Annotated in this window: 22 protein-coding genes and 1 pseudogene; 13 read left to right on the top strand and 10 right to left on the bottom strand. The window is 64.1% G+C overall.

The genetic code is table 11. From position 1 onward, the window contains the following. Positions 1-28: 28 nt before the first annotated feature. The 5 genes from ACWTU9_RS26335 (at position 29) to ACWTU9_RS26315 (ending at position 4,519) form a co-directional block, all read left to right on the top strand. Positions 29-943 (top strand): sugar phosphate isomerase/epimerase family protein, encoded by a 915-nt coding sequence (locus tag ACWTU9_RS26335; protein WP_455860864.1) that lies wholly within the window; start codon positions 29-31, stop codon positions 941-943. Between the two features lie 69 nt (positions 944-1,012). Further along, positions 1,013-2,194: an aldose 1-epimerase family protein gene (locus ACWTU9_RS26330; RefSeq protein WP_455860863.1), complete on the top strand. Its 1,182-nt coding sequence runs from the start codon at positions 1,013-1,015 to the stop codon at positions 2,192-2,194. Between the two features lie 46 nt (positions 2,195-2,240). After that, on the top strand, positions 2,241-3,326 hold the full coding sequence (locus ACWTU9_RS26325) for a fatty acid desaturase family protein (protein WP_455860862.1): 1,086 nt from the start codon (positions 2,241-2,243) through the stop codon (positions 3,324-3,326). A 36-nt stretch (positions 3,327-3,362) separates the two neighbouring features. Then, positions 3,363-3,677 carry a MocE family 2Fe-2S type ferredoxin gene (locus ACWTU9_RS26320; RefSeq protein WP_455860861.1) on the top strand — a complete coding sequence of 105 codons (315 nt, stop codon included), beginning with the start codon at positions 3,363-3,365 and terminating at the stop codon, positions 3,675-3,677. 38 nt (positions 3,678-3,715) lie between these two features. Further along, on the top strand, positions 3,716-4,519 hold the full coding sequence (locus tag ACWTU9_RS26315; RefSeq protein WP_455860860.1) for a 3-methyl-2-oxobutanoate hydroxymethyltransferase: 804 nt from the start codon (positions 3,716-3,718) through the stop codon (positions 4,517-4,519). Between the two features lie 318 nt (positions 4,520-4,837). Here ACWTU9_RS26315 and ACWTU9_RS26310 read toward each other — a convergent pair whose 3' ends face one another. Next, complete coding sequence (locus ACWTU9_RS26310) at positions 4,838-5,956, bottom strand: NAD(P)/FAD-dependent oxidoreductase (RefSeq protein ID WP_455860859.1); 1,119 nt, start codon at positions 5,954-5,956, stop codon at positions 4,838-4,840. A gap of 116 nt (positions 5,957-6,072) precedes the next feature. Here ACWTU9_RS26310 and ACWTU9_RS26305 point away from each other — a divergent pair, with 116 nt between their 5' ends. The 5 genes and pseudogenes from ACWTU9_RS26305 to ACWTU9_RS26285 all read left to right on the top strand — a co-directional run bounded on the left by ACWTU9_RS26305 (position 6,073) and on the right by ACWTU9_RS26285 (position 12,801). Next, complete coding sequence (locus tag ACWTU9_RS26305) at positions 6,073-6,978, top strand: LysR family transcriptional regulator (protein WP_455860858.1); 906 nt, start codon at positions 6,073-6,075, stop codon at positions 6,976-6,978. Positions 6,979-7,068: 90 nt separating this feature from the next. Then, positions 7,069-9,145, top strand: a pseudogene (locus tag ACWTU9_RS26300) (hydantoinase/oxoprolinase family protein). A gap of 4 nt (positions 9,146-9,149) precedes the next feature. Then, positions 9,150-11,138 (top strand): hydantoinase B/oxoprolinase family protein, encoded by a 1,989-nt coding sequence (locus tag ACWTU9_RS26295; RefSeq protein ID WP_455860857.1) that lies wholly within the window; start codon positions 9,150-9,152, stop codon positions 11,136-11,138. Continuing rightward, positions 11,135-11,437 carry a (2Fe-2S)-binding protein gene (locus tag ACWTU9_RS26290; RefSeq protein WP_454585472.1) on the top strand — a complete coding sequence of 101 codons (303 nt, stop codon included), beginning with the start codon at positions 11,135-11,137 and terminating at the stop codon, positions 11,435-11,437. Before ACWTU9_RS26295 ends, ACWTU9_RS26290 begins: the two co-directional genes overlap by 4 nt. After that, the gene (locus ACWTU9_RS26285) at positions 11,434-12,801 is read left to right on the top strand and encodes an FAD-dependent oxidoreductase (RefSeq protein WP_455860856.1); all 1,368 of its coding nucleotides are present in this window, start codon (positions 11,434-11,436) and stop codon (positions 12,799-12,801) included. Before ACWTU9_RS26290 ends, ACWTU9_RS26285 begins: the two co-directional genes overlap by 4 nt. 41 nt (positions 12,802-12,842) lie before the next feature. Here the strand turns inward: ACWTU9_RS26285 and ACWTU9_RS26280 are convergent, their stop codons facing one another. Next, complete coding sequence (locus ACWTU9_RS26280) at positions 12,843-14,168, bottom strand: NAD(P)/FAD-dependent oxidoreductase (protein ID WP_455860855.1); 1,326 nt, start codon at positions 14,166-14,168, stop codon at positions 12,843-12,845. 223 nt (positions 14,169-14,391) lie between these two features. Here ACWTU9_RS26280 and ACWTU9_RS26275 point away from each other — a divergent pair, with 223 nt between their 5' ends. Beyond that, positions 14,392-14,868 carry an Lrp/AsnC family transcriptional regulator gene (locus ACWTU9_RS26275; protein WP_192259777.1) on the top strand — a complete coding sequence of 159 codons (477 nt, stop codon included), beginning with the start codon at positions 14,392-14,394 and terminating at the stop codon, positions 14,866-14,868. A gap of 128 nt (positions 14,869-14,996) precedes the next feature. Here the strand turns inward: ACWTU9_RS26275 and ACWTU9_RS26270 are convergent, their stop codons facing one another. The 8 genes from ACWTU9_RS26270 to ACWTU9_RS26235 all read right to left on the bottom strand — a co-directional run bounded on the left by ACWTU9_RS26270 (position 14,997) and on the right by ACWTU9_RS26235 (position 23,713). Next, positions 14,997-16,652 (bottom strand): ABC transporter ATP-binding protein, encoded by a 1,656-nt coding sequence (locus tag ACWTU9_RS26270; RefSeq protein WP_455860854.1) that lies wholly within the window; start codon positions 16,650-16,652, stop codon positions 14,997-14,999. Further along, the gene (locus ACWTU9_RS26265) at positions 16,649-17,500 is read right to left on the bottom strand and encodes an ABC transporter permease (RefSeq protein WP_455860853.1); all 852 of its coding nucleotides are present in this window, start codon (positions 17,498-17,500) and stop codon (positions 16,649-16,651) included. The genes ACWTU9_RS26270 and ACWTU9_RS26265 overlap by 4 nt, the downstream gene beginning before the upstream one ends. Continuing rightward, a complete protein-coding gene (locus ACWTU9_RS26260; protein ID WP_454585467.1) occupies positions 17,497-18,447 on the bottom strand; it encodes an ABC transporter permease in 951 nt (316 codons plus the stop codon). The genes ACWTU9_RS26265 and ACWTU9_RS26260 overlap by 4 nt, the downstream gene beginning before the upstream one ends. A gap of 86 nt (positions 18,448-18,533) precedes the next feature. After that, positions 18,534-20,144, bottom strand: coding sequence for an ABC transporter substrate-binding protein (locus ACWTU9_RS26255; protein ID WP_454585466.1), 1,611 nt, complete (start codon positions 20,142-20,144; stop codon positions 18,534-18,536). Positions 20,145-20,208: 64 nt separating this feature from the next. Further along, on the bottom strand, positions 20,209-20,901 hold the full coding sequence (locus ACWTU9_RS26250) for an HAD-IA family hydrolase (protein ID WP_455860852.1): 693 nt from the start codon (positions 20,899-20,901) through the stop codon (positions 20,209-20,211). Between the two features lie 267 nt (positions 20,902-21,168). Further along, the gene (locus ACWTU9_RS26245; protein ID WP_455860851.1) at positions 21,169-22,542 is read right to left on the bottom strand and encodes an aminotransferase class III-fold pyridoxal phosphate-dependent enzyme; all 1,374 of its coding nucleotides are present in this window, start codon (positions 22,540-22,542) and stop codon (positions 21,169-21,171) included. Between the two features lie 10 nt (positions 22,543-22,552). After that, a complete protein-coding gene (locus ACWTU9_RS26240; protein WP_455860850.1) occupies positions 22,553-23,392 on the bottom strand; it encodes a GNAT family N-acetyltransferase in 840 nt (279 codons plus the stop codon). Positions 23,393-23,572: 180 nt separating this feature from the next. After that, on the bottom strand, positions 23,573-23,713 hold the full coding sequence (locus ACWTU9_RS26235) for a hypothetical protein (RefSeq protein WP_454585463.1): 141 nt from the start codon (positions 23,711-23,713) through the stop codon (positions 23,573-23,575). Here ACWTU9_RS26235 and ACWTU9_RS26230 point away from each other — a divergent pair. Both ACWTU9_RS26230 and ACWTU9_RS26225 read left to right on the top strand, forming a co-directional pair. Next, on the top strand, positions 23,712-24,380 hold the full coding sequence (locus ACWTU9_RS26230) for a haloacid dehalogenase type II (protein WP_455860849.1): 669 nt from the start codon (positions 23,712-23,714) through the stop codon (positions 24,378-24,380). The genes ACWTU9_RS26235 and ACWTU9_RS26230 overlap by 2 nt on opposite strands. Before the next feature lie 16 nt (positions 24,381-24,396). After that, complete coding sequence (locus tag ACWTU9_RS26225) at positions 24,397-25,671, top strand: NAD(P)/FAD-dependent oxidoreductase (protein ID WP_455860848.1); 1,275 nt, start codon at positions 24,397-24,399, stop codon at positions 25,669-25,671. The last annotated feature ends 36 nt before the right edge of the window (positions 25,672-25,707 follow it).

Here is a 25,707-nt window from a genome sequence, read left to right as displayed (position 1 = left end):
GAATCGCTTACAGGGAGGAATTCACGCCATGATGCAGGCAGGCATTTTCACGGGTTATTTCCCGTACGGCCTCGAAGAGACGGCGCAAAAAATCCGGGGCCTCGGCTTCAACACGGTGCAGCTCGACCTGCACTTCAAGGACATCGACCTATCGGCCGGCCAGATCACCAAGGACAAGGCGAAAAAAGTCCGCGATACATTTCGTGGCTACGACCTGCCGATCTGCTGCATCTCGGGCTACACCAATGTCATCCATCCCGACCTTGCGCACCGCAAGGCGAATGTCGAACGGCTGAAGGAAATCATCCGCAACGCCCGCCAGCTCGGCAGTGCTTACGTGATCTCGGAGACCGGCACCTACAACACCGAGAGCGAGTGGATGAGCGATCCCAAGAACAAGTCCGAAGAGGGCTTCGAAATGTGCCGCAAGGTGATCGCCGAGCTGGCGCAGGAAGCCTACGATCACGGCTCGATGTTCCTGCTCGAAACCTATGTCAACAACGTCGTCGGCTCGGTCGAGGAAACGGTGCGCATGTTCGCGCAGGTCGACCATCCCGGCCTCGGCCTGCTGATGGACCCGACCAACTATTTCGAGAGCCACAACATAGACCAGATGGACAAGGTGCTGAACCAGGTGTTCGACACGCTGGCCGACAAGGTCAAGATTGCGCATGCCAAGGATGTCGCGCGCGCCGGCGACGACAAGAGCGAGAAGCACGCCGATATCGGCGATGACGACGCGCTCGCCTCGCACACCTTCCGCGGCGTCGGCGAGATGGTGCTGAACGCACCGGGCACAGGCTCGCTCAATTACGATCTCTATCTGCAGCGTCTGGCGCAGAAGAACCCGAACATTCCCGTCATCATCGAGCATCTCTCGGAAGACGACGTGCCGCGCGCCAAGAAATTCCTCGACGACAAGTTCCGAGCCAACGGCCTTTGACACCAACACCTTGCGTCGCCGCTTTGCGGCGGCGCATCGCCACAGCCAAGTGAGAGAAGCAGCCGGCACATGGTAGAGCTTTACGGCAAGACGCTTTCGCGCCGGCAGGTCAGCGAACGTTCGGGGATGCTGTCGCAGTTTGCCGGCGTGCGGCTGATGACGCTCGGCGACGGGGTCGAGCGCGGCATCCGCATGCTCGAATTCCGCACCGGCTCCGGCTTGCGCTTCACGGCGCTGGTCGACCGGGCGCTCGATATCGCCGATTGCGACTACAGGGGCCAGGCGATCGGCTGGCATTCGCCGAGCGGCTTTCGTCATCCCGGCCTGCATGACTATGAAGGTGAGCAAGGCCTTGCCTGGGCGCGGTCGTTTTCCGGCCTGCTTTTGACCTGCGGTCTCGACCATATTCTCGGCCGCGATGAAGTGCCGGCCGACACCTACAACTACCCCGGCAAGAAGAGCGTGGTCCATTCGCTGCATGGCCGCATCGGCACCATCCCGGCGCGGCTGACAGGTTATGGCGAGGCCTGGGATGGCGACCGCTGCGTGCTGTGGGCTGAGGCGATCGTCCAGCAGTCGACGGTGTTCGGCGAGGATCTGCATCTGCTACGCCGCATCGAGGCCGATGTCGGCGGCAACGAGATCCGGCTTTCAGATCGAGTCGTCAATCACGGCTTCAACCGCACACCGCATATGTATTTCTACCACATCAATGTCAGCCATCCCTTGCTCGACGAGGGCTCGCGCTATCTGGCGCCGATCAGGGATGTGGTCTGGGCCGGGCATGCCGGCGAGCGCTATGAGTCGCAGAAGGTCGGCTACCGTACGATGCCGGCGCCGCAACTGGCGTTCAGCGAGCAGGTCTGGCAGCATGAAATGGCGGCCAATGCCGCCGGCGAGGTGCCGGTGGCGGTGGTCAACGACCGGCTCGGCCTCGGCTTCGAAGTGGTGACGCGCAAGGACCAGCTGCCTTGCGCCTATCAGTGGCAGAATTTCCAGGCCGGACAGTATGCGCTGGGCATCGAGCCATCGACCCATCATGTGCTTGGCAATCTCGCGGCGCGCGAACGCGGCGAGATGATCTGGCTTGAGCATGGCGAAAGCCGCTCCTACGACGCGGTGTTCCGCGTGCTCGACGGCACTGATGAGATCATCGCTGCCGAGCGCCGGATCGCTGCCATCGCGCAGCAACCGCGCGAGGATTACCCGAAGCCGTCGGGCAATTTCCCAAAATTGGCGGGCAGGGCATGACCGGGATGACAAACTTCGGCTGGCGGGCCGGAAATCGGAGGTCGATGTGACGCAGAATAAGCGCGACTACAGCCTGGTCGGCGAAAGCACGCGGCGGGCGATCGCAACCGGGCTGGCCTCGGCCGAATGGTATCACACCGATGTCTCGCGCAAGGCGATGAAGGAATTGATGCAGCGCTCGGATGGCCCGGCCATCCGCGACACCATCATCTGGATCGTCGCCATACTGGGTTCCGCCGGCGGTGGTATTTATTTCTGGGGCACATGGTTGTGCGTGCCGTTCTTCTTCGTCTATGGCTTGCTCTACGGCTCGTCCAGCGACTCGCGCTGGCACGAATGCGGCCATGGCACCGCGTTCCGGACGCGCTGGATGAACGACGCGATCTATCAGATCGCCAGCTTCATGGTGGTGCGCAATCCGGTGACCTGGCGCTGGAGCCACGCCCGCCACCACACCGATACGATCATCGTCGGCCGCGACGCCGAGATTGCGGTGATGCGCCCGCCAGACCTGCTTCGCGCCGCACTTGCCTTCACCGGCATCCTGGATTTCCGCTATTCGCTGCCGACGCTGGTGCGCAACGCCTTCGGCAACATCTCGCCCGACGAGAAAAGCTACATCCCCGAGATGGAGCAGCCGAAGGTCATCACGGCCGCACGCTGGCATGTCGCCATCTATGTCGCGACCATCGCGCTGGCGCTCTATATGTGGTCGTTCCTGCCGCTGATGATTATCGGCCTGCCGCGCCTCTACGGCAGCTGGCACATGGTGCTGACCGGCCTGCTGCAGCATATCGGTCTCGCCGACAATGTCGTCGACCACCGGCTCAACACCCGCACCGTCTACATGAACCCGATCAGCCGGTTCATCTACTGGAACATGAACTACCATGTGGAGCATCACATGTTCCCGATGGTGCCCTATCATGCGCTGCCGAAGCTGCATGAACTGATCAAGCACGATCTGCCGGAGCCCAACCCGTCGATGTGGCATGCCTATCGCGAGGTCTGGCCGGTCATGCTCAAGCAGCTCAAATACGAGGACTATTTCCTCAAGCGCGAACTGCCGGCGACGGCGCGACCCTATCGGGGCGAATTCCACGAACTGAACATGTCGGCAGCGGCGGAATAGGTTTCGCCGTCGATGGGGAACGGCAGGAGAGAGAAGATGGCCGAGTGGGTTGAAGCGTGCGCCGTCGACGATGTCGACGAAGAGGATGTCATCGGCTTCGACCATGGCGGCCGCAGCTTCGCGATCTATCGCTCGCCGGACGACGAGTTCTTCGCCACCGACGGGTTCTGCACGCATGAGAAGACGCATCTGGCCGATGGGCTGGTGATGGACGACATCATCGAATGCCCCAAGCACAATGGCCGTTTCAATTACAAGACAGGTGCCGCCAAGGGGGCGCCTGTCTGCGTCAATCTCAGGACCTATGCAGTCAAGGTCGAGGCTGGCAAAGTGATGATCGACATCAGCTGACCGGCCTGCAGTAGCCGCAACACAAGGATGCAAAATCGATGAGCCGGAAAAGACCGACGGTGGCGGATTTGCGCGCCATGAAGGGCAAGCGCCAGCTGACCATGCTGCGGGTGATGACGATGGACGAGGCCGAGGCCGCCGAAAGGGCAGGGGTCGACATCGTTTCGGTGCCGCCGGAGCTGGTGCTGAACCCTGAGTATCGCGATGCGGCGCCCAGCCTGTTCACCATGCCGGGCGAGAACTTTTTCGAGATCGGCACCGCCGACGATTTTATCCGCTGGGCGTTCCGGGTCTACAAGGCGAGTGCCGACGCGGTTTATTGCAGCGCCGGCTTTGCCACGGTCAAGCGGCTGGCCGACGACGCCATACCGGTGATCGGCCATGTCGGCCTCATTCCTTCGCGCGCCACATGGACCGGCGGCTTCAAGGCTGTGGGCAAGACCGCCGACACCGCGATGCAGATCTTCGAGGCGGTGAAGCAGTATGAGGCCGCCGGCGCCATCGGCGCCGAGATCGAGGTGGTTCCTGTCGAGGTGGCGAAGGCGATCTCGGAGCGGACGTCGCTGATCATGCTATCGATGGGCGCGGGCACAGGTTGCGATGCGCAATATCTGTTCGCCGACGACATTCTGGGCCAGAACCGTGGCCACATGCCTCGCCACTCCAAGGTCTATCGCAACTTCGCCGCCGAATATGACCGCCTGCAGGCCGAGCGCATCGCCGCGTTCTCCGAATATGTCGCCGACGTCAACAGCCTGGCCTATCCCGAGGACAGGCATGTCGTGCACATCGACCCGCAGCAGCTTCGCCTGTTCATGAACAAGGTCGATGGCGCGGCTTGAATATGTGCAGTTGGAAGGTCGCGCCACTAGCGCAAATCGGCGGGTCAGAAAGGACTGAACGGGAGACGCGAACTACGGCGAGAGCATTTCCGCGTTGCCGGCGGCGGTATTTGGGTATGATGCCTTGATGGCGAACAACGTGCACGTGACAGTCCTCTCTTTGTCACGATGACTGGCACTTTTTGAGTTTCGCGGCTCAGTCGGGAATAGTTCCTGCCTCCCCTTGGTAGGCACTCGCAGCGAGTGTGCGAGAGTGGCTAGGACCGCGCTGCGACGACGCGCCCAAATCTCGCTACGCCTCCGTTCTTTTCTGCTTGTTCAGGCTGCGCGGGTGAAGCGATCGACCCTGAAATCGTCGAGCGGTGTTTCGCAACGGTCGGTCATGATGAGTTCTGCCATGGCGTCGCCGACTCCCGGACCAAGCTGGAAGCCGTGGCCGCTGAAGCCGAAGGCGTGGAACAGGCCAGGCGTCGTCGCTGAGCGCCCCATGACCGGCAGCATGTCCCTGACATAGCCCTCGCAGCCGGACCAGGTGCGGATGACCGCTACCTTTGCGATTGCCGGCAGCAGCCGCGCGACGGCGCGCAACTGCGTAGGCAGGCGCATTGGATCGGCGATGGCGTGGCCGGGATCGAGATCCACCGGCACCCTTTCGGCCGCACCGCCGAAGACGATGTTGCCGCGCTCGACCTGGCGCAGATAGGCGCCATAGTTCTTGTCGCGCGTCCAGATGCCGACCACCGGCAGGATCCGATGCGGCAGCGGCTCGGTCACGCCCATCTGCGGGCCATAGGCGTCGAGTGGGACTTCTTCGCCGAACTGCGCGGCGATGCGCGCGCCCCAGGCTCCGGCGGTGTTGAGCAGGCAGCCGGCGGCGAATTTACCTTTCGAGCTGGCGACAAGGAAACCGGAGCCCGTATGGGTGACATTCTCGACCTCAGCTCCCTCGATGATTTCCGCGCCCAGCTTGCGGGCAGAATCGGCAAAGGCAGGGGCGATCAGCCGCGGATTGCCACTGCCATCTTGCGGAGAGAACGATGCCGCGATCGCTTCGGGACCGAGGCTGGGAAAGCGGTCACGAATCTCGCGTGGACCGAGTTCCTCAAGTTCAAGCCCCCCGGGGCGCGCCGTCTTGGCGTAGGCCCGCATGTCGGCGAGGCTACCTTCATCGAAGATTAGCCGGATATGGCCGGTAGCGCGGAATTCCACGTCGCGGCCAAGCATTCTTTTGGCCTCGCCCCACAGCCGGAGCGAGCGGTGGGCCAGCGGAAGCTGGGAGAGATGGCGCCCGGTGCGCCGGATGTTGCCAAAGGAAGCGACGGTTGCCCCAGTACCGATCCGGTTGCGATCGATCAGCGTCACGCGCGCGCCGCGCCTGGCCAGGAAATAGGCCGAAGCCGTCCCCATCAGGCCGCCGCCCAGCACGATCACATCCATAGTCGTTCCTTAGCGTAGAGCAGCTGATCCTTGGATGTATCCATCTTGTCGGCGCCCCGGCATTGCGTCAAAGATGGGTTTGGACAGTAGCCATAAGTTTTACCTATGGAGTGGCAATGCGGGCCCGGCAGCTCGAAGTGTTCATCGCCGTCATGCGCGCGGGCACCGTGACCGCCGCGGCGCGGATGCTGAACATCTCCCAGCCCGCTTTGAGCCAGATCCTGCTCCATACCGAGGACGAGCTTGGCTTCACGCTGTTCGAGCGCGTCAAGGGCCGGCTGCGGCCGACCCCGGAGGCGCTCGAGATCTTCCCTGATGCCGAGAGGTTGTCGGCGGGGCTAGAAGGCTTGCGCCGCAAGACCACCGACTTGCGTCTGGGCCGGACCGGGCTGGTGCGGGTCGCGGCTTCGCCGCCGCCTGCCATGGCCATATTGCCGCGCGCGTTCACTGGATTCCGGGCGCAGCATCCCAATATTCTGCTGCGTTCCCACATGGCGCCGATCGCCGCCATTATCGACATGCTGCGCGCCGGCGATGCCAGCCTCGGCGTGGCCATGGACGACCGCCTGCCTCCCGATATCGAGGCGGAAGTGATCGGGAGCGTCGGCTTTTCATGTCTGCTGCCTGTCGGGCATGTGTTGGCAGGGAAAACCGAGCTGACGCTCGCCGATCTCGCCAGCGAAGAATTGATATCCTATCGCGGAAACACCCGTCCCGCCGACGAACTGGCCCATGCGGCCCGCGCACAGGGCGTCACGCTTTCGCCGTCGCTCGAGATAGACGTATCCATCTCCGCGGTCGGCTTCGTCCAGGCCGGTCTGGGTATCGGCCTCGTCGATGCGCTGCTGCCGTGGCACCAGTTTGCCGGGCTTGACGTCAGGCCGCTTGCTGGGGGGCCGGAATTTCCGATCGCGCTGCTAACCTCGCGCACCCGGCCTCTTTCGCGGGCCGATGAGATGATGCGCGACGAAATCCGAGCCGCCTGTACCGCCGTCCTGGATGAGCATCGCGCGAACGCATAAGCAAGACTTATATCCTTGCTCATCATACGTCTTGGACCCGCACCGTCCGGTCGTGCCAGTTTTGCATTGGCAGACAGGAAGGGACGCATCATGGATGGTGTCATCGCGGCGGATGAGGGACGAAGCCGAGCCGATTGGAAGGTCGGCGTCGATATTGGCGGGACGTTTATCGATTTCTGCGCACTCGAGGCAAACTCCGGACGCGTGGCCTCGCTGAAGGTGCTGACGACGCCGGAGGATCCCGGCGCCGAGCTGATGACGGGCCTCACCCTGCTGGCCGAGCGCGAAGGCTTCGACCCGACCCACATGACGCGCTTCGTGCACGGCACGACCGTCGGCATCAACACGATCATCCAGCGCAAGGGCGCGCCGCTGGCGCTGTTCACCAATGCCGGCTTCGAGGATGTGATTGAGCTCGCCCGTCTGCGCATGCCGGAAATGTATTCGCTGTTTTGCTCGCGGCCGGATCCGCTGATCTCGCGCGACATGGTGTTCGGCATTCCGGCGCGCATGCGCGCCGATGGCAGCGAGACGCAGGCGCCCGATATGGCGTCCGTGGAAGGCGCGGTCGCGGCGGCGAAAGCGAATGGGGCGCAAGGCATCATCATCGCCTTCCTTCACTCATGGCGCAACGCCGCGCAGGAGGCCTCCGTCAAGGCGGCGATTGCGCGACTGGCGCCCGACCTCTTCGTCTTCTCCTCGGCCGAGGTGTGGCCGGTCATCCGCGAATACGAGCGCAGCTCGACCGCCATTCTCAACGGCTATGTCCATCCGCGCGTCTCAGGCTATCTGACGGCGCTGGAAGCGCGGCTGAAGGACCGCGGCGTGCCGGCCCGCCCGATGCTGACGAAGTCGAACGGCGGGCTGATGAACGCTGCCGAAGGCAAGCGTGCCTGCGTGAACATGCTCTTGTCGGGAACGGCCTCCGGCGTCATCGGCGCCTCGTGGCTGGCGCGCCAGGCCGGCGAAGACAAGATCCTTACCCTCGACATTGGCGGCACCTCGGCCGACTTCGCGCTCATCATCGGCGGCGAGGCGCAATTCGGAACCGGCGAACTGATCGGCGAATTTCCACTGCATATCCCTTCCGTGTCGGTGAGCTCGATCGGCGTCGGCGGCGGCTCGATCGCCAGTGTCGACGCGCAAGGGGTGCTGCGCGTCGGGCCGGAGTCGGCCGGTTCGACGCCAGGACCGGCATGCTACGGCCGGGGTGGCGAGCGGGCGACTGTGACGGACGCCATGGTGGCGTGCGGATGGCTTGGCCACAGCGAGATGGCCTACGGCCAGCTCAGGATCGATACCGGACTGGCGCATCGCGCGGTCGGCGACCTTGCCGCCCGGCTCGGCCGTCCGATCGAGCAGACCGCGCAGGCGATCCTCGACATCGCGGTGTCGGAAATGTTCGTCGAGGTCGAGAAACTCGCCTCGCGCGCCGGCGTCGACTTGCGCGATTTCACGCTGATGCCCTTCGGCGGCGGCGGCCCCATGCTCGGCGCCTTCCTTGCCCGCGAACTCGGGATGAGGCGCGTCATTGCGCCCCGCCGCCCTGGCGTGGTGTCGGCGCTGGGTGGGCTGGTGGCTGATCTGCGCGGCGACTTCATTCGCACGATCTTCCGCCCCCTGTCGGGCACGTCTGCCCGGAATTGGCGAGCCTCTCCAGGCTCTCGCGCAAGAGGGGCGCGACTGGCTTGCGGCGCAAGGTCATGACGGGGAGGCGGAGCTCAACCTCTCCTGCGACATGCGCTATGTCGGACAAAGTTATGAGATCGAGGTCGTCCTTCAGCCGGAATGGCTGACGGATGGGGATGCGGCCGCCATCGCACAGGCCTTCCACCTCACCCATCAGCAGCTCTACGATTTCCACGACCCGGACGGCGAGATAGAACTTGTGAATGTCCGGCTATCCGCCGTAGGCGCGGGGCCGAAGCTCTCCTTCCCGGAGATCGACGAGATCGGCGCCTCGGCCATCCCAGCGCGTCGGCTTCCGGTCTACACCGGCCTGCGCGTCGAGACCGTCGACCTCTACGAGCGGCAGACCCTCGTAGCCGGCAGCACGTTCCACGGTCCTGCCGTGGTCGTGCAGGAAGACACCACCTTCGCCATTCCCGCGGGAGCGCAGGCAAGGGTCGACCGTTACCTCAACCTTTTGCTGACCTTCCCGGAGTAAAGCCATGTTTGACCGGACAAACCTTCAGGTTCTGGCGAACCACGCCCGCGCGGCCGCCGAGAACATGGCCCATACGCTGCACCGCACGGCGCACTCCGCCTTCGTCAAGGAGACGCAGGATTTTACGGTGATGCTCATGGACCGTTCAGGCGCGACCTTCGCCGTGCCGATGGAACTCGGCGCCACCTGGTATCCGGGGCTTTCCTATCACCGCGCGATCGCGATGGTCGACGACTACCGGCCGGGGGACGTTGCCTTCACCAACGATCCCTATTCCGGCCACGTCGCCACGCATGCGCCCGACACGCATCTGTGGAAGCCGGTCTTCGTCGATGGCGAGATCGTCGCCTGGACCGGAGGGCACATCCACAACACCGACATGGGGGGTGCGGTGCCCGCTTCGCTCAGCCGGGCGCTGACCGAAATCCATCAGGAAGGCATCCGCTTCCCGCCGATGAAGCTGGTGAACGAGGGCGTCTTCGATGAGATGATCCTGCGGATCATGAGCACCAATGTGCGCAAGCCCGACCTCAACATCGGCGACATCAACGCGCTGGTCGGCGCGCTCAACACCGGCGAGCGCAAGATCCAGGCGATGGTGAGGAAGTTCGGCAAGGCCGGCTTCATCGAGGGCGTTTCCGCGCTTCTCGACCATGCGGAGGCGCAGGCGCGCGACGTGCTGCGCGCCATGCCCGACGGCACATGGCAGTTCGCCGATTATGCCGACGAGGATTCGGTCGAGGCCAATCCCTGCAGGCTGAAGCTGACGCTGACGATCAAAGGCGACGAGGCGGTGCTCGACTTCACCGGCTCCGATCCGCAACTCGGCTCCTCGCTCAACGTGCCTTCAGGCGGCGACCCGCGACACACTATGCTGCTGGTGGGCGTCTACTACGTGCTCTACACGCTCAACCCGAAGATCCTGCTCAATACGGGCCTCACCAGGCCGTTCACCTGCATCACGCCCGAAGGTTCGGTGCTCAATCCGGTCCATCCCGCCGCGGTGGGCATGCGCTCGCTCACCTGCGCCCGGCTGCGGTCGGTCATCTTCGGGGCCTTCTCGCAAGCGGTGCCGGAGCGCCTGCCCGCAGCACCTGCCGGCAACAACTGCATCGTCAATGTCATGACCACGGACGAACGGACCACCAGCAAGACTGTCATCACGGCGGTGAATCCCGTGGTGGGCGGCGGCGGCGCGATGCCGCATCGCGACGGGACCAATGGATCGGGCGCGGATGCAGCCTATCTCAAGAACACGCCGATCGAGATCACCGAGACCGAGACCCCGGTCGAATTCGTGAAATACGGGCTCGCCAGGGACAGCGGCGGTGCGGGCCGCTGGCGCGGCGGGCTGGCGACCGAGATGGCCTTCCGTGTCTTCGCCCCCGACTCCAGGATCACGGCGCGCAACCGCGACCGCAGCTTCTTTCGTCCCTGGGGCGTGCTGGGCGGCAAGGCGGCCGGCCTGTCGGACATGGTCGTCAATCCAGGGACCGAGCACGAGCGGCGGCTGGGCAACATCGACACGGCGGTGCTGCAGCCTGGTGACGTGCTCGATATCCGCTCCGCCGGAGGCGGCGGGCGCGGCGATCCGTGTGAGCGCGAGCCCTGGCGCGTCGCGCAGGATGTGCGGCGTGGCTATGTCTCGCCAACGGCTGCCGAGCGCGACTATGGGGTCGTCATCCGCGACGGCGAGGTCGACGTGCAGGCGACGGCAAGACTGCGCGCGCGGCAGGGGCCAGCCGCCGGCCATTTCCATTTCGGCCCGGAGCGCGATGGCTACGAAGCGCAGTGGACGCCGGCGGCCTATGACCTGCTGACCGCCATACTGTGGGACTTGCCGATCCATTGGCGGTTTTTCGCCAAGACGGAGATATTCCGTCGCATGAAAGGGCGCTCGGGACCGGAAGGCGTCCAGGCGGCGTTCGATGCGGTCTGCGAACGCTTCCCCGAACTTCCGCGTCCTCGCCTTGTGCGAGAGGCAGCGGAATGATCACCGCCGGCCGCATCGTCCGGCTGGCCGAGCGCGACCGCGCAGTGGTGCATTTCTTTCTCGACGGTGAGGTGCGCGGCGCCCTTGCTGGCGACACCGTGCTGACCGCCATGCTGGCATCAGGACACACATTGCGAAAATCCGAGTTCGGACCCGAGCCGCGCGCCGGCTTCTGCCTGATGGGAGCCTGCCAGGATTGCTGGGTATGGCAGGACGAGGGCCCGCGCATGCGGGCGTGCTCGGCACTTGTCAGCGAAGGTATGCGGTTGCGCACGACGCCACAGGAGAGCTGGCCGTGAGCGAGACCTCGTCGCCGCGGGTCGTGATCGTGGGCGCCGGTCCGGCCGGCATAAGGGCGGCCGCGACGCTGGTCGAGGCGGGACTCCATCCGGTCGCGATCGACGAAGGGCAGCGCGCGGGCGGGCAGATCTATAGGCGCCCGCCAGCCGGGTTCACCCGTACCGCGAAGCAGCTCTACGGATCGGAGGCTGCAAAGGCGGAGGCCCTGCATTCGCTCTTCGACCGGCTGGCAGCAGAGGGGCGGCTCACCCAGAGCGCAGCGAGCTCGGTCATCGCCGTGCAGGACGGGCGACTGCACGTGCTGGGGGAGGGCGGCGTGCAGGTGGTCTTCTATGACCGCCTGATCCTTGCGACCGGCGCGTCCGACCGCGTCGCCCCGGTGCCGGGCTGGCAGAACGCCGGTGTCTACAGCCTTGGCGCAGCGCAGATCGCGCTCAAGGCGCAGGGCGTGGCGCTCGGGCGGCGCATCGTGCTCGTCGGATCGGGGCCTTTGCTGACGCTGGTCGGCGCCCAGCTCATCAAGGCAGGAGCGGATGTGGCGGCGGCGCTCGATACCTCGCCCTGGCGCCAGCAGATGCGAGGGGCCCGGGGACTTGCTGCCCGGCCATTGGTTGCGCTGCGCGGCCTGGCCCTGCGAGCAAGGCTCGGCAGCCGCTACCATGCGGGTGTGACGCTCGAACGAATCGAGGCCGACCAACAAGGTGTCACAGCGATGCGCTGGCGCGACGCCTGCGGAAGGCAGCGCCTCACTCCATGCGACATGATCGGCATGGGCTGGCACCTGCGGGCGGAGACGCATCTGGCCGACCTCTCGGGATGCGCCTTCACCTATGACGAGCAGTGGCGGCAATGGCTGCCAAACACCGACGAGATGGGTCGTGCCGGCAATGGCATTTACCTGGCAGGCGATGGGGCTCGTCTTCTTGGAGCTGACGGCGCGGAGATCGCGGGGCGTCTCGCGGCGGCGGCATGCCTTGCCGATCTCGGACATCCGTTGCCTTCCGCAAGCGCCGATCTGCGCAAGCTCGCGCGGCTCGAGCGCTTTGCCCGCGGCCTGGCTCGGGCCTTTCCCTGGCCGGCCGCGATGGTGCAGGCGCTCCCCGACGACGCGGTCGTTTGCCGCTGCGAGAACGTGACTGCCACAGACATACGCCAGAGTGTGGATTTCGGCGGCGGCGAAGCCAACAGGGCGAAATCGCTGTCGCGCGTCGGCATGGGGCGATGCCAGGGGCGCTATTGCCATTTGGCTGCCGTCGAGCTCGTTGCGGCGCAAGCCGGCTGCACGCCCGACGCTGTCGGCCGGTTTCGCGGGCAGGCGCCTGTCCGGCCAGCGCCTATCGGCGCTTTTCTCCGGAACGGCTGATGCAGTTCCGGAGGCCGTGCACGGACGGCATGGATCACGTCCTAGAAATCGGCGACCTTCCCCCAGGCCGAAGCGTCGAAGCGTCGGGGATCATAGGATGTCGGGTCGACGATCGGCTCCGCCCCAGTCACCAGATCGGCGACAAGATGCCCAGCGCCGGGCCCGATGCCGAAGCCATGTCCCGAAAATCCGGCAGCCAGGAAGAAACCCGGCACAGTATCGATCTCTCCGATGGCGGGCACCCCGTCCGGCGTGCTGTCGATGTAGCCGGCCCAGGCCGCATTGATCCTGGTCTGGCGCAGTGCCGGCAGCAGCTCGAGCGCCCGGGCGTGGGTAAGCCGAATGGTCGCGCGATCCGGGACCGGGTCGAGGATGCGCATGCGCTCCATCGGCGTCGGCTGGTCAAGCCGCCAGTGCCGCAGCGTTTCGTGGCCCGAGCACATGCCCTGAAGACCGCCGGGCGCGAGGCTTCGCCACCGCTTCAGGAACATCGGCAGGAATTGCGACGAGAAGCGCAGTTGCTGCGGCGTGACGTCCACGCGGCCACGGCCGCTTATGGCGAGGGTGTAGCCACCATCGCCGCGACGCGTGGCCGAGATCCTTGCCGTATGCAGCGCATCCGGCAGCCCCTCTGCGCCCGGCGAGACGGACAGGATGGAGGAACGGATCGACGCCTGCGGAAAGCGAAAGCCGAACTGCCGGCAGAAGGAGGAGGCCCAGGCGCCGCCGGCCAGGACGGCCAGCTTCGTCCGGATCGTCCCACTTTCGGTGACCACGCCGCTGAGGCGGCCGGCCTCGGTCTCGATACCGCGCGCTGCGCAATTCTGGTGCACGGAGCCGCCGAGTTTGAGGATACCGCGGGCGACAGCGGGCGCGGCCCGCGACGGATCGGCGGTGCCGTCAGTCGGCGAGAAGACGCCGCCTTTCCAGGTCCGGCCCGTGGCGCGACCCTGCTCGCTGGCCTTGGCGCCGTCGAGCATGTGCGTGGTGACGCCGGCCGTCCTGGCGAAGTCACGCCAGCGCGCCCAGCCGGCGAGTTCCGCCTCGTCATTGCTGAGATAGAGCAGGCCGCAACGGCGAAAGCCGGTGCCTTCTCCGGTTTCAACCGCGAAGCTGTCCCACAGATCGAGGCTGCGGGTCGCCATCGGCAGTTCGCGGGCGTCGCGGTTCTGCTGGCGGCACCATCCCCAGTTCCTGCTGGACTGCTCGGCGCCGATGCGCCCCTTTTCGACAAGAGCGACCTTCATGCCGCGTTTGGCCAGGTAGTAGGCCGCGAAGACACCGACAATGCCGCCGCCGATCACCACGGCGTCCGCGGACTGTGGCAGTTCGCCAGATGTTTCGATTTGCTGCAGCGGCGCGCGCATCGTCCCTCTACCTTCAAGCGCCAATCTAGCGCGTTGCGCAGGCAGCCGCTGCTGCAGTTGAGGCCGATGCAGAATTTTATTCCGGCTGTTCGATTGAAATCGGGAGACGCTGCGTTTCAAAGCGGTATCCGCTTGGATGGACAGGCCAGCGGGCTGTGGTAGTGTCGATGGTTATGGGTGCAGCAGCATTTTGTGCTGCGGTATGCGATCTTTGGAGACGGCCGTGAAACTGGATCGGATCGACATCAAAATTCTGCACGAATTGCAGAAGAACGGTCGCATCACCAATGTGGAACTGGCCGATCTGGTGCATCTGTCGCCGAGCCCGTGCCTGATGCGGGTCAAGAAACTCCAGTCGGAAGGCTACATCGAAGGCTATTCCGCGCAGATCAACATAGGCAAGCTTGGCCAGACGCTGACCGTTTTCACCGAAATCACGTTGAAGAACCATCGTCAGATTGACTTCGCCCGCTTTCTCGCTGTCGTGGAGAAGATCGAGCAGGTCATCGAATGCCATCTTGTGTCGGGCGGCTACGACTATTTGATGAAATTCGTGACCTCCGGCATTAGTGAGTATCAGACGATCATGGAGCGGCTGACCGACATGGATATCGGCATCGACAAGTATTTCAGCTTCGTGGTGCTGAAATCCCCCATCGTCAAGGCGCACATGCCGCTGCCCAGCCTGTTTCCGATGTAGTCAGAGCAATTCCAGGAAAAGTGTGAAGCGGTTTTCCCGGGAAAAGCGCGCAACGCTTTCCCTTTGGAATTGCGTCAAAAAGGAAAGGGATAGAGCGGTTCGCGGTTTCCGTGAAATGGCGAACCGCTCTATCGGTGGCCGTATTGGCTGACGAGTTCGGGGTCGCGGACGAGGCCGTCGAGCCATGTCGGGTCGAGCTTCGGCACCGAAGAGAACAGAAGCTTGGAATAGGGGTGGGTGGGCGCCGTCAGCTTGTCGGGCGTGATCTTCTCCACCCGTTCCCCGTTGTACATGACCATGATCTCGTCGCAGATGGCCTCGACGACGGAGAGGTCGTGGCTGATGAAGATGTAGGAGAGGCCTAGCTCGCGCTGCAGCTCCTTGAGCAGCTCGATCACGGCGGACGCCACCACCGTATCGAGGGCCGAGGTGATTTCGTCACAGATGATGAGCTTGGGGTTGGCCGCCAGCGCGCGCGCGAAATTCACGCGCTGCTTCTGGCCGCCAGAGAGCTCGGATGGGTGACGGTAGCGCAGGCGCCTTGGCAAGCGCACCATGTCGAGCAGCTCATCGACGCGCTTCGAGCGCGCCTGCCTGTCGAGCCGGTGGTAGAAGGCCAGCGGGCGGGAGATGATGTCCTCCACCGGCTTGGCGGGATTGAGCGCGGTATCGGCATATTGGAAGACAATCTGCATCTCGCGCAGTTGGTCCTGGCTGCGTTTCCTGGCGGCACGCTGCAGTTCCTCACCGTTGAAGACGATGTCACCGGCAGCCGCCGGATGGATGCCGGCGATGACGCGCGCCAGCGTCGATTTTCCGCAGCCGGATTCGCCGATGATGCCGAGATTGCGCCCTTTCTCGACAACGAGGCTGACAGAATCGACAGCGCGGATTAGGGGCAGTCCGTCATCCCGCACCGCGCCGTAGCCAGCCGTCACATTGTCGATACGCAGCAGCTGTTTCGTCCCGGTATCCGCGTCCGCACGCGCTTGCCGCGGCTTCGGTTCGAAGGCGGCCAGCAGTTCGCGCGTGTAGGGGTGTTGGGCGGCCGAAAGGATGTCCGCCGTGGTGCCGGTCTCCTGCACTTCGCCGCCTTTCAGCACCACGATGCGGTCGGCGATCTGGGCGACGACCGCGAGGTCGTGGGAAACATAGACACCCGCTATCCCGCCCGCCCGCATGACCGACTTGAATGCCTTCAGCACGTCGATCTGCGTCGTCACGTCGAGTGCTGTCGTCGGCTCGTCGAAGATCATCAGCTTGGGATCGCCGATGAGCGCCATGGCCGCTGCAAGCCGCTGCAATTGCCCGCCCGAAACCTGGTGCGGATAACGCGCACCAATCCCTTCCGGATCTGGCAGCGACAAGGCCCGGAACAGCTCGACCCCGCGCTGGCGCGCTTGCTCGGGTGGCATCAGCTTGTGGATGCGCGTGACCTCGATGACCTGCTCCATGATCGTAGAGGAAGGGTTGAACGAGGCGGCGGCACTTTGCGGAACATAGGCAATGTCGGTGCCGCGCAGCCTGGCGCGTTCCTTTTCGGAAAGGGCAGCCATGTTCTTGCCGTTGACGTTGATCTCGCCGCCGACGATCCGGCAGCCGGGCCGCGCATAGCCCATGAGCGAGAGCGCTACTGTCGTCTTGCCGGAGCCGCTCTCGCCGATCAGGGCAACGATCTCGCCGTCGGCGATATCGAAGCTGACGCCCTTGATGATTTCGACAAGCCGTCCGGAGTCGGTCTTCGCCTCGATCCTCAGGTTCCTGACCTCGACGAGATTGCTCATGCGTCCCGGTCCCTGATCTTCTGCGGCAGGTTGTCGATCAGCAGGTTGACGCTGATGGTGAGGCTGGCGATTGCCAGCGACGGCACGATGACGGCGGGGGCCGCGAAGGGCAGGCCGCCGATGTTCTCGCGCACCAGCGCGCCCCAGTCGGCGAGCGGTGGCTGCAGGCCGAGCCCCAGGAAGGACAGGCCGGAGAGCAAAAGCACGATGAAGACGAAGCGCAGGCCGAAGTCGGCAAGCACCGGGCGGATGATGTTGGGCAGGATCTCGGAGCCGATGAGGTAGGCGGTGCTCTCGCCACGGACACGGGCGACGGTGATGAAGTCCATGGTGTTGATGTTGACGGCGAGCGCGCGCGCGAAACGGTAAGCGCCGGGGATATAGATGACGGCCAGGGTCAGGATCAGCACCGGGATCGACGAGCCGACCGCAGCGACGACAACAAGGCCGAACAGCTTGCTGGGGATGGAGTTCATGGCGTCCAGGAAGCGGCTGAGGCAGGTGTCGAGCCAACCACCGGTGACGGCCGCGATCATCCCCAGCACGACACCTGAAAAGCAGGCGATGGAGACGGCGGCGAGCGATATGCCGACGGTGTAGCGGGCGCCCATCAGAACCCGCGAGAGCATATCGCGCCCAAGATAGTCCGAGCCGAGCCACAGTCCCTGGCGCATCGGGCCGAAATAGTCGTCGTCGACAATGTCGCCGATCGAATGGGGAATGACATAGGGCGCCACGATCGCGATGAGCGTCCAGGCCAGGATGACCAGCGCAGCCACGACGCCGACGAGGCTGTAGCTGTGACCCAGGAAGGACCGCCGGGAGGTTGTCGCGCGCGCTATCGTCATCTGAGCCTCGGGTTGGACATGATGGCGACGATGTCGGCGGCGGTGATGAGGAAGAGGTAGCCGAGGCAGAAGATCATCGCGCAGCTCTGGATAAGCGGCAGGTCGCGGGTGGCGACGGCATCGACCATCAACTTGGCGATGCCGGGATAGTTGAAGATCGTCTCGACGATGATGACGCCGCCGACCAGATAGGACAGCGAGAGCGCTATCGCGTTGACGATCGGCCCGAGCGCGTTGGGCAGCGCGTGCCTCAGCACCATGCGGCCGCGCGAGGCGCCTTTTAGAAGCGCCATCTCGACATAAGGCGTAGAGAGCGTTTCGATCACCGCGGCGCGGGTCATGCGGATCATCTGGGCAGAGATGACGAAGGTGAGCGTGATCACCGGCATTGCATAGATGCGCACGAGGTCGGTCAGCGAATGCGCCTCGTTGACCGAGGACAGCGCCGGCAGCCATTTGAGATAAACGGCGAAGAGCAGGACCGCGAGGGTCGCGACCATGAATTCCGGCACGGAGATGATGCCGATCGACAGGATGGTGACGGTGCGGTCATAGACGGAGCCTCGTAGCATGGCGGCGGTGATGCCGAGCGTCAGCGCCAACGGCACCGAGAGCAGCGTGGTGATGCCCGCGAGTTTCATAGTGTTGACCAGGCGTCCGCCGATCAGTGTCGCGACCGGCATCTCGTTGGCATAGGAGGTGCCGAGGTCGCCGTGGAGCAGGCCGACAAGCCAGAGCAGGAAGCGCAGGATCGCCGGATCGTTGAGATGCATGGCCTCGCGCAGGCCGGCGACCGCTTCCGGTGTCGCTGCCTGGCCGAGCAGGATCGACGCGGTGTCGCCGGGCAGCATGCTGGTGGCGAAGAACACAGCGAACAGCACGATCAAAAGCGTGACGGCCGCGATCCCCAGCCGCTTCAGCACGAGGTTGAGAACCCCAGATGTCATGGAAGCGCTCCCTGCGATTGTTCGGCCAAGCAATCTTGCGCAATGAAGTGCCGGGGGCTGGCTGACCGGCCCCCGGCTGGCTTCTCTCAGGCTTCGAGCCAGAGATATTCCGCCATTGCATAGCCCATCATGCCACCGAGCGGGTTCGCTTCCAAACCCTTCACCTTGCTGGAGAGCGCATCGACGTTGGAAATGTAGGCCGGGATGATGGTGCCGGCCTCCTCGGAGACCATAGCCTGCATCTGGCCGTAGATCTCCTTGCGCTTGGCCTGGTCGAGCGAGCCGCGCGCCTCGATGAGCATCTTGTCGAACTTCTCGGACTTGTACTGGCTTTCGTTCCACGGCGCGTTGGAAGCGTAGAGGAGCGAGAACAGGATGTCCGGCGTTGGGCGCGGATTGATGTTGCCGAAATGGATCGGCGCCTTGAGCCAGTAGTTGTCCCAGTAGCCGTCGGCCGGGACGCGCTGGACGTCGAGCTTCATGCCGATATCCGCACCAGCGGCTTGGATGATCACTGCCATGTCGATCGACGAGGTCGCCGCGTCGGAAGCGATCACCGGGATGGACTGGCCGAGCAGGCCTGCCTTCTGGAAGTGGAACTTCGCCTTGTCCGGGTCGAAAGCCTTGGGCTTGACGTCGGGATTGTGGAAGATATTGGCCGGCGAGACGGGCTGGTCGTTGCCGATTTCGCCGAGTCCGCGCAATGCCGATTTGACGATCTGCTCGCGGTTGACGAGATACTTCATGCCCGCCACGAAGTCGGCCTTGCTGCCCGGATCCATGTCGAGCCGGATGTTGAGGTCGGTGTAGTTGCCCGAAGTCGTCTTCGACAATTCGAAGCCCTCCTGGCCGCCGATGAGTTTCATCGCACGCGGATTGATCGAGGCCGCAAAATTGATGTCGCCGGAAAGCAGGGCGTTGACGCGGGCGCTGTCGTCGCTGATGGCGATGAACTCGAAGGAGTCGAGATAGGGCTTGCCCGACTTCCAGTAGTTCTTGTTCTTGGTGACCACCGAACGCACGCCCGGTTCGAAGGTTTGCAGCACGAAAGCGCCGGTGCCATTGCCCTTGGAGAAGTCCGTGGTGCCGTCCTGGACGATCATGAAATGGTGCAGCGCCAGGATGGTCGGCAGGTCGGCATTCGGGTCGGCGAGCGTGATTTCCACGGTCGACTTGTCGACCGCCTTGAAGCCGGTCATCTGTGCGGCGATCTTGGCGACCTTGGAGCCGACCGCCGGATCAAGATGACGCTTCAGCGAGAAGACGACGTCGTCGGCCGTGAGGTCCTTGCCGTCGTGGAAGGTGACGCCCTTGCGCAGCTTCACGGTCCAGGTCTTGGCGTCCTTGCTGTCGAAGCTCTCGGCGAGCTCCATCTGCGTGACGCCACCCTTGTCGAGGAAAGTCAGGCGGTTGTAGAGCGAGCAGCAGCGGACATAGTCGGTGGAGAGTGACGCCTTTGCCGGATCAAGCGTGTCGGCGGTCGATGACGACCAGCCGGCGGCCTTGAAAGTACCGCCGGAAACCGGCTCAGCGGCGACGGCATTGGTGGCGCGGCCGAGCACCAGGCTGCCCGCGGCAACCGCGGCGCCGCCGGCCAACAGCATCTTGAGAAGTTCGCGGCGGCTTGCGCCCCGGCGGATGGCGTTTTCGACCATGGCATCGTCTGCGCTGGTCCAGTTCGTGATCTTGTCGGTCATGTTATTCCCCTTTCTGGTTGTTTGGTCGGGATGCTCGTCTTGTCGCGGCTTTCCGGGCTTGGGCTCAGGTTCGTTCCTTCAGGCTTTCCCGCACGGCCGCCGTCAATGCGGCCATTGAGGTGAAGTGGTAGTCCGGCGCGGTGAAGCGCTCCGGCTCGATCGTGCCGCCATAGCCCTTCTGGGCGTGCCGGCGTTCGATCCAGCAGTTGGTCAAGCCAAGCGCCCGGGATATGCCAATATCGTGATACTGGCTCTGCGCGACGTGCAGGATGTCGTCCTTGCTGTTACCCCGGGAGGCGACGAAATCGAAGACCTTCTGGAAGAACGCCGGATCCGGTTTCTCCGTTCCTGTATCGTCGGCGGTAAAGGTGGCGAAGAAGGGCGATCCGAGCTGCTTCTCGAAATGGTCGAGCGCCCAGCGCCGGGCATTGGTCATGGCGATCAGCTTGTGTGACTTCGCAAGCTCGGACAATGCGGCTGCGCTGTCGGGAAAGCCTTGCCAAGCGCTGGCGGAGTCCCGCAGGCGGACGCCGCATTTCTCCTCGGCCGGCAGGCCGAGTTGCGGCGCGATGACCATGTAGACACGTACGAGATCGTCAGGGAACAGGCCCGCATCGGGCATGTAGCGGGCCTGCCGATACAGGGCCAGCGCGGCTTCGCCATCGACGGACACGCCAGCGTCGGCGGCAATCCCGGCCAGGCAGGTCGTGATGCCACCTTCGAAGTCAATCAGCGTGCCGACGACGTCGAAGGTCATGTATTTGAATTCGCTAAAGCCCCTGGCCAAGACTGGCTCTCCTCTGCGCGCGGCCGAATTGCATGGTGCTGAACAGAACAAAATTCCGTGCTGTCCGGGGCATCGGCCTTTTCAAAAACCCGGAAATTCGAGGCTTCTGGCCTTGTCTTATAAGCAGTCTGGCACTTCCCCCGCGCTGGATTCGCCGAAAAGGCGCTGGGCTGCGGCACAAAATTGCGAAATCGTCTGCCCCGGCGCTATTTCGAAACACGTGGTATTCGTCGCCCGTCATGCCAGGGCCTGGCGGACGTCGGCATCGTCCAGCGTCTGGTCGAGCGTCCGGCGCGTGCGCTCGACGATCGCGTCGATATCGTCGTCCGTGCAGCAGAGCGGGGGAGCGTAGCCGACAACCCCGTTGGCAAAGGCACGGATGATCAGGCCATTGTCCCACGCCCTGTCGAAGACGCGCCGCGCCGGCATGGCCAATGCGGGAAGCGGTGTCTTCTTCTTTTTGTCGACCACAAGTTCGATTGCGGCAAGCATCCCGCGACCGCGAACATCGCCGACGAGCGGGTGACCGCTCAGGCCTTCCAATGCCGCCATCAGGCGAGCGCCGGCCTTGATGCCATTCTCCAGCAGGCCGCCTTCATAGAGTTTCAACACCTCGAGCGCGACGGCGGCGCTGACGGGATGGGCGGAATAGGTGTAGCCGTGGCCGACCGCCGAAGCGCCCGCGCCGTCGGCGATGACGTTATAGACATGATCGGCCATGAACACGGCGCCCATAGGAACATAGCCGGAAGTCAGCCCCTTCGCGGTCGTCATGAAGTCGGGAACGATGTCCTCCTCCGTGCAGGCGAACAGAGGTCCCGTGCGGCCGAAGCCGGTGATCACCTCGTCGGCGATGAACAGGATGCCGTACTCCCGGCAAAGTTCGCGCACCGCCTTGATCCAGCCCTTCGGCGGGACAATGACACCGCCCGAGCCCTGGATCGGCTCGGCATAGAAGGCGGCGACCCGCTCCGGTCCAATCTCCTCGATCTTGGCCTTCAGCGCGGCGAGCGATGCGGCGATGATCGCGTTGCCGTCCTCGCCCACCGGGTTGCGATAGGGATAGGGGGAGGGGATCTTGTGCTGCCATTCGAAGGGAATGCCAAAACCGGCGTGAAAGGCGGGCAATGCGGTCAGGCCAGCGCCGACCACCGATGACCCGTGATAACCCAGCTCGATGGAAATGAACTGGTCGCGCTTCGGCTCGCCCCTGGTATTCCAGTAATAGCGGACGAAACGGATCGTGCTGTCGACCGCGTCCGACCCGCCGAGCGTGAAATAGACGTGATTGAGATCCCCGGGCGCGCGCTCGGCCAACTCCGAGGCGAGGCGGATGGCCGGCTCCGAGCCGAGGTCGAAATAGGCAGTGGCGTAGGGAAGCTCGCGCATCTGCCGGGCCGCGGCCTCGACGATGCTGTCATGGCCGTAACCGGCGTTGACGCACCACAGCCCCGCAAAACCGTCAACGAGTTGCTTGCCGGACGCGTCTGTCACGGTCGCGCCCTTCGCCGATTTCAAGACGCGCACGCCGAGCGCCTCATGGCCGCGGTATGATGAGACCGGATGGATGAGGTGTGCGCGGTCGAGTTCGATCAGGGAATTCGCGAGCATTGTTGTCCTCCTAGCCGAGCGCCTGGTTGGCGAGGGCGTAAACTTTTGGCCTGGTCTGTTCCGCGACGCTCTCGGGCGGACGGTCCATGGCCACGCCTCCGCCGACATGGGCGAGGCCGATTTCCTCGAGCCAACCGGCAATGCCGGTCCTGCTGTCGGTATCCACGCGCAGAAAGGCGCCGGGGCGGCTCGCGGCGAAGAAGCTAATCAGGGCCTTCGCGGTGTCAGCGCTTTCCGCGATGACTGGTCCGATCACCTCACCGCGTCCGAACGGGCGGATTGCGGCATAGGCTTCAATCACGCCGTTGCGGCGGATGATTGCGAACTGGCCGCGTTCGGCCAGCGCATCGATCAGGGCTTCCCGGTCGGCGCCATAGGCGTCGCGGTCCAGCGTCTTGATGTCAGGCAGATCGCCGGCGCCTGCTGCTTCCACGCCATCGGGCGCGCCGAGCGCTGCAACCGTACCTTGATGCTGCCGGATCGTGCCGGAGGGCACAAAGCCGAGCTTCTCATAGAGAGGCATGCCGTCAGTCGTCGCGACGAGCCGGAGCGGACGGTCGCCGGCAAGGGCGATGGCCTGATCCATGAGCCGGCGCCCGAGCCCCTTGCCCCGCACGTTCCTGTCGACGATCACCATGTTGATCATGGCGCAGTCCGCGCCATAGGGTGTCACCAGGATGGTTCCGGTGACACGGCCCCGGTCGTCGAGCGCGACCACGCCCCTGGAGAGCCGCAGCGCCATCTGCCAGTCCTGCGGGCGATGCGGCCAATTCTCCTGGCGAGAAAGCGCCACCGCGCCGTCGATATGGTCCGGCCCGAAGTCCTGGATTTCGATCTCGCCCTGCTGCATGAGGCATCCTTCCGTCTGCCCTCAAGTCTCGACCATTGGCGCGTCGCAAATCGTCTGAAGGCTTCGGCCTCGGCGGTATCTTTCGCCGTAGCGCAAGGGGTGCGCCGCATCTTGTGCTGGCGCCCGCCACGGCGGAGGCGCTTCACCTCACGCGCGGCGCCGCGTTCGACACACCGGATGCTACAGCGTGCCAAACCGGATGGTGGATACGGAACTTTCTGCTTTCGGGAGGCCGATTTCGGTCAGGTAGGTCGCCACCACCCGTCCTATGATGAAATACATCCCAACGCGAATGTGCTTCCACTGGAGATCGACGGACATGGCTTCTTTCAGGCCCAAATACATCACCTTCGACTGCTATGGCACGTTGACCAATTTCCAGATGGCGGAAGCGGCGCGAGACCTTTACGGCAGCCGGCTCGACGAACCGCGTATGCAGGAGTTCATCAAGAACTTCGCCGCCTATCGGCTCGACGAGATCATGGGTGACTGGAAGCCTTATGCCGACGTCGTCCACAACGCGCTCGAGCGGGCCTGCAAGCGCAATGGTGTTGCCTTCAGCCCTGACGACGCCAGGATGGTCTATGAACGTGTCCCGACCTGGGGCCCCCATGCAGATGTCCCAGCCGGCCTGGCGAAGGTCGCCAAGGAAATTCCGCTGGTCATCCTGTCCAACGCCATGAACGCGCAGATCATGTTCAATGTCGAGAAGCTCGGCGCGCCGTTCCATGCCGTCTACACGGCCGAGCAGGCGCAAGCCTACAAGCCCCGGTTCAAGGGGTTCGAATACATGCTCGACATGCTGGGCTGCGGCCCGGAAGATATTCTTCACTGCTCGTCCTCGTTCCGCTACGACCTGATGTCGGCACACGATCTCGGCATCAAGAACAAGGTCTGGGTCAATCGCGGCCACGAACCGGCAAACCCTTACTATGGCTACGTCGAGATATCAGACATTTCCGGTCTTCCGGGAGTGGTCGGGCTTTGAAACAGGCGGATCGTCGATGAAACTGATCTCCTACTGGCACGATACCGCCCCTGTCTTTTCCGGCGGAGCGCAAGGCCTGGTCGAGGGACACTATGACGCCGTCATCGTCGGTGGCGGCTTCACCGGTCTCGCCGCCGCGCGCCAACTGGCGAAGGCCGGCGCGAAGGTGGCGGTGCTGGAGGCAGAGCGGGTGGGCTGGGGCGCATCCGGCCGCAATGGCGGGCACCTGAACAATGGCCTCGCTCACAGCTACCTTTCGGCCAAGGCGGAGCTTGGGAAGGAACGGGCAATCGCGCTATACCGGGCGCTGGACGACTCCGTCGATACCATCGAGGCGCTGGTCGCCGAGGAAGGCATCGACTGCAATTTCCGCCGCGCCGGGAAGCTGAAGCTCGCCTCCAAGTCGCAGCATTTCGAAGCGATCGCCCGGAACTTCGAAGCCCTCCATGCGGAAGTGGATCCGGATACGGCGCTGCTGTCGGCGGCCGACCTCAAATCCGAGATCGGCTCGCCCTTTCACGGTGCGATGCTGTCGAAGAAGAGCGCCATGATGCATATGGGCCGCTATGTCGCCGGCCTGGCCACGGCCGCCACCCGCCATGGCGCCATCATCCACGAGAATGCGGCGGTGACGGATCGCAAGCAGGTCGGCAGCAGGCATGAGCTGACGACCTCCCGCGGCCGGATCAGCGCCGACAATGTGCTTGTTGCGACCGGCGCCTACACCACGCCGAATTTCGTCTATTTTCGCCGCAGGATCATCTCCGTCGGCAGCTTCATCATCGCTACGCGGCCGTTGAGTGACGCCGAGATCACTGCCACCATGCCCGGCAACCGGACATGCGTGACCTCGATGAATATCGGCAACTACTTCCGGCTTTCACCGGACAGGCGCCTAATCTTCGGCGGTCGCGCGCGCTTCTCGGCGACATCGGACCAGCGCTCGGATTCGAAGAGCGGACAGATATTGCAGGCGGGCCTCGCGGCGATCTTCCCGCAACTCGCCAAGGTCGAGATCGACTATTGCTGGGGTGGGCTGGTCGACATGACCAAGGACCGTTTTCCGCGGGCCGGCTACCATGACGGGGTCTGGTACGCGATGGGCTATTCCGGCCATGGCGCGCAGCTTTCCACCCATCTCGGCATGATCCTGGCCGATGCCATGCTCGGCCGCGAAGACCGCAATCCGATGAAGGGACTCGAGTGGCCTTCCATTCCCGGCTATTCCGGCAAGCCATGGTTCCTGCCGATGGTCGGCCTCTACTACAAGGCACTCGACCGGATCCAGTGACCGTCGATCCGGTGTGGCCGGGCCTCAGCCAAATTG

This window comes from Mesorhizobium sp. 128a, assembly GCF_053848025.1.
The sequence above is the reverse complement of the archived record's forward strand: the minus strand, read 5'-3'. Positions and strand labels throughout refer to the sequence as shown.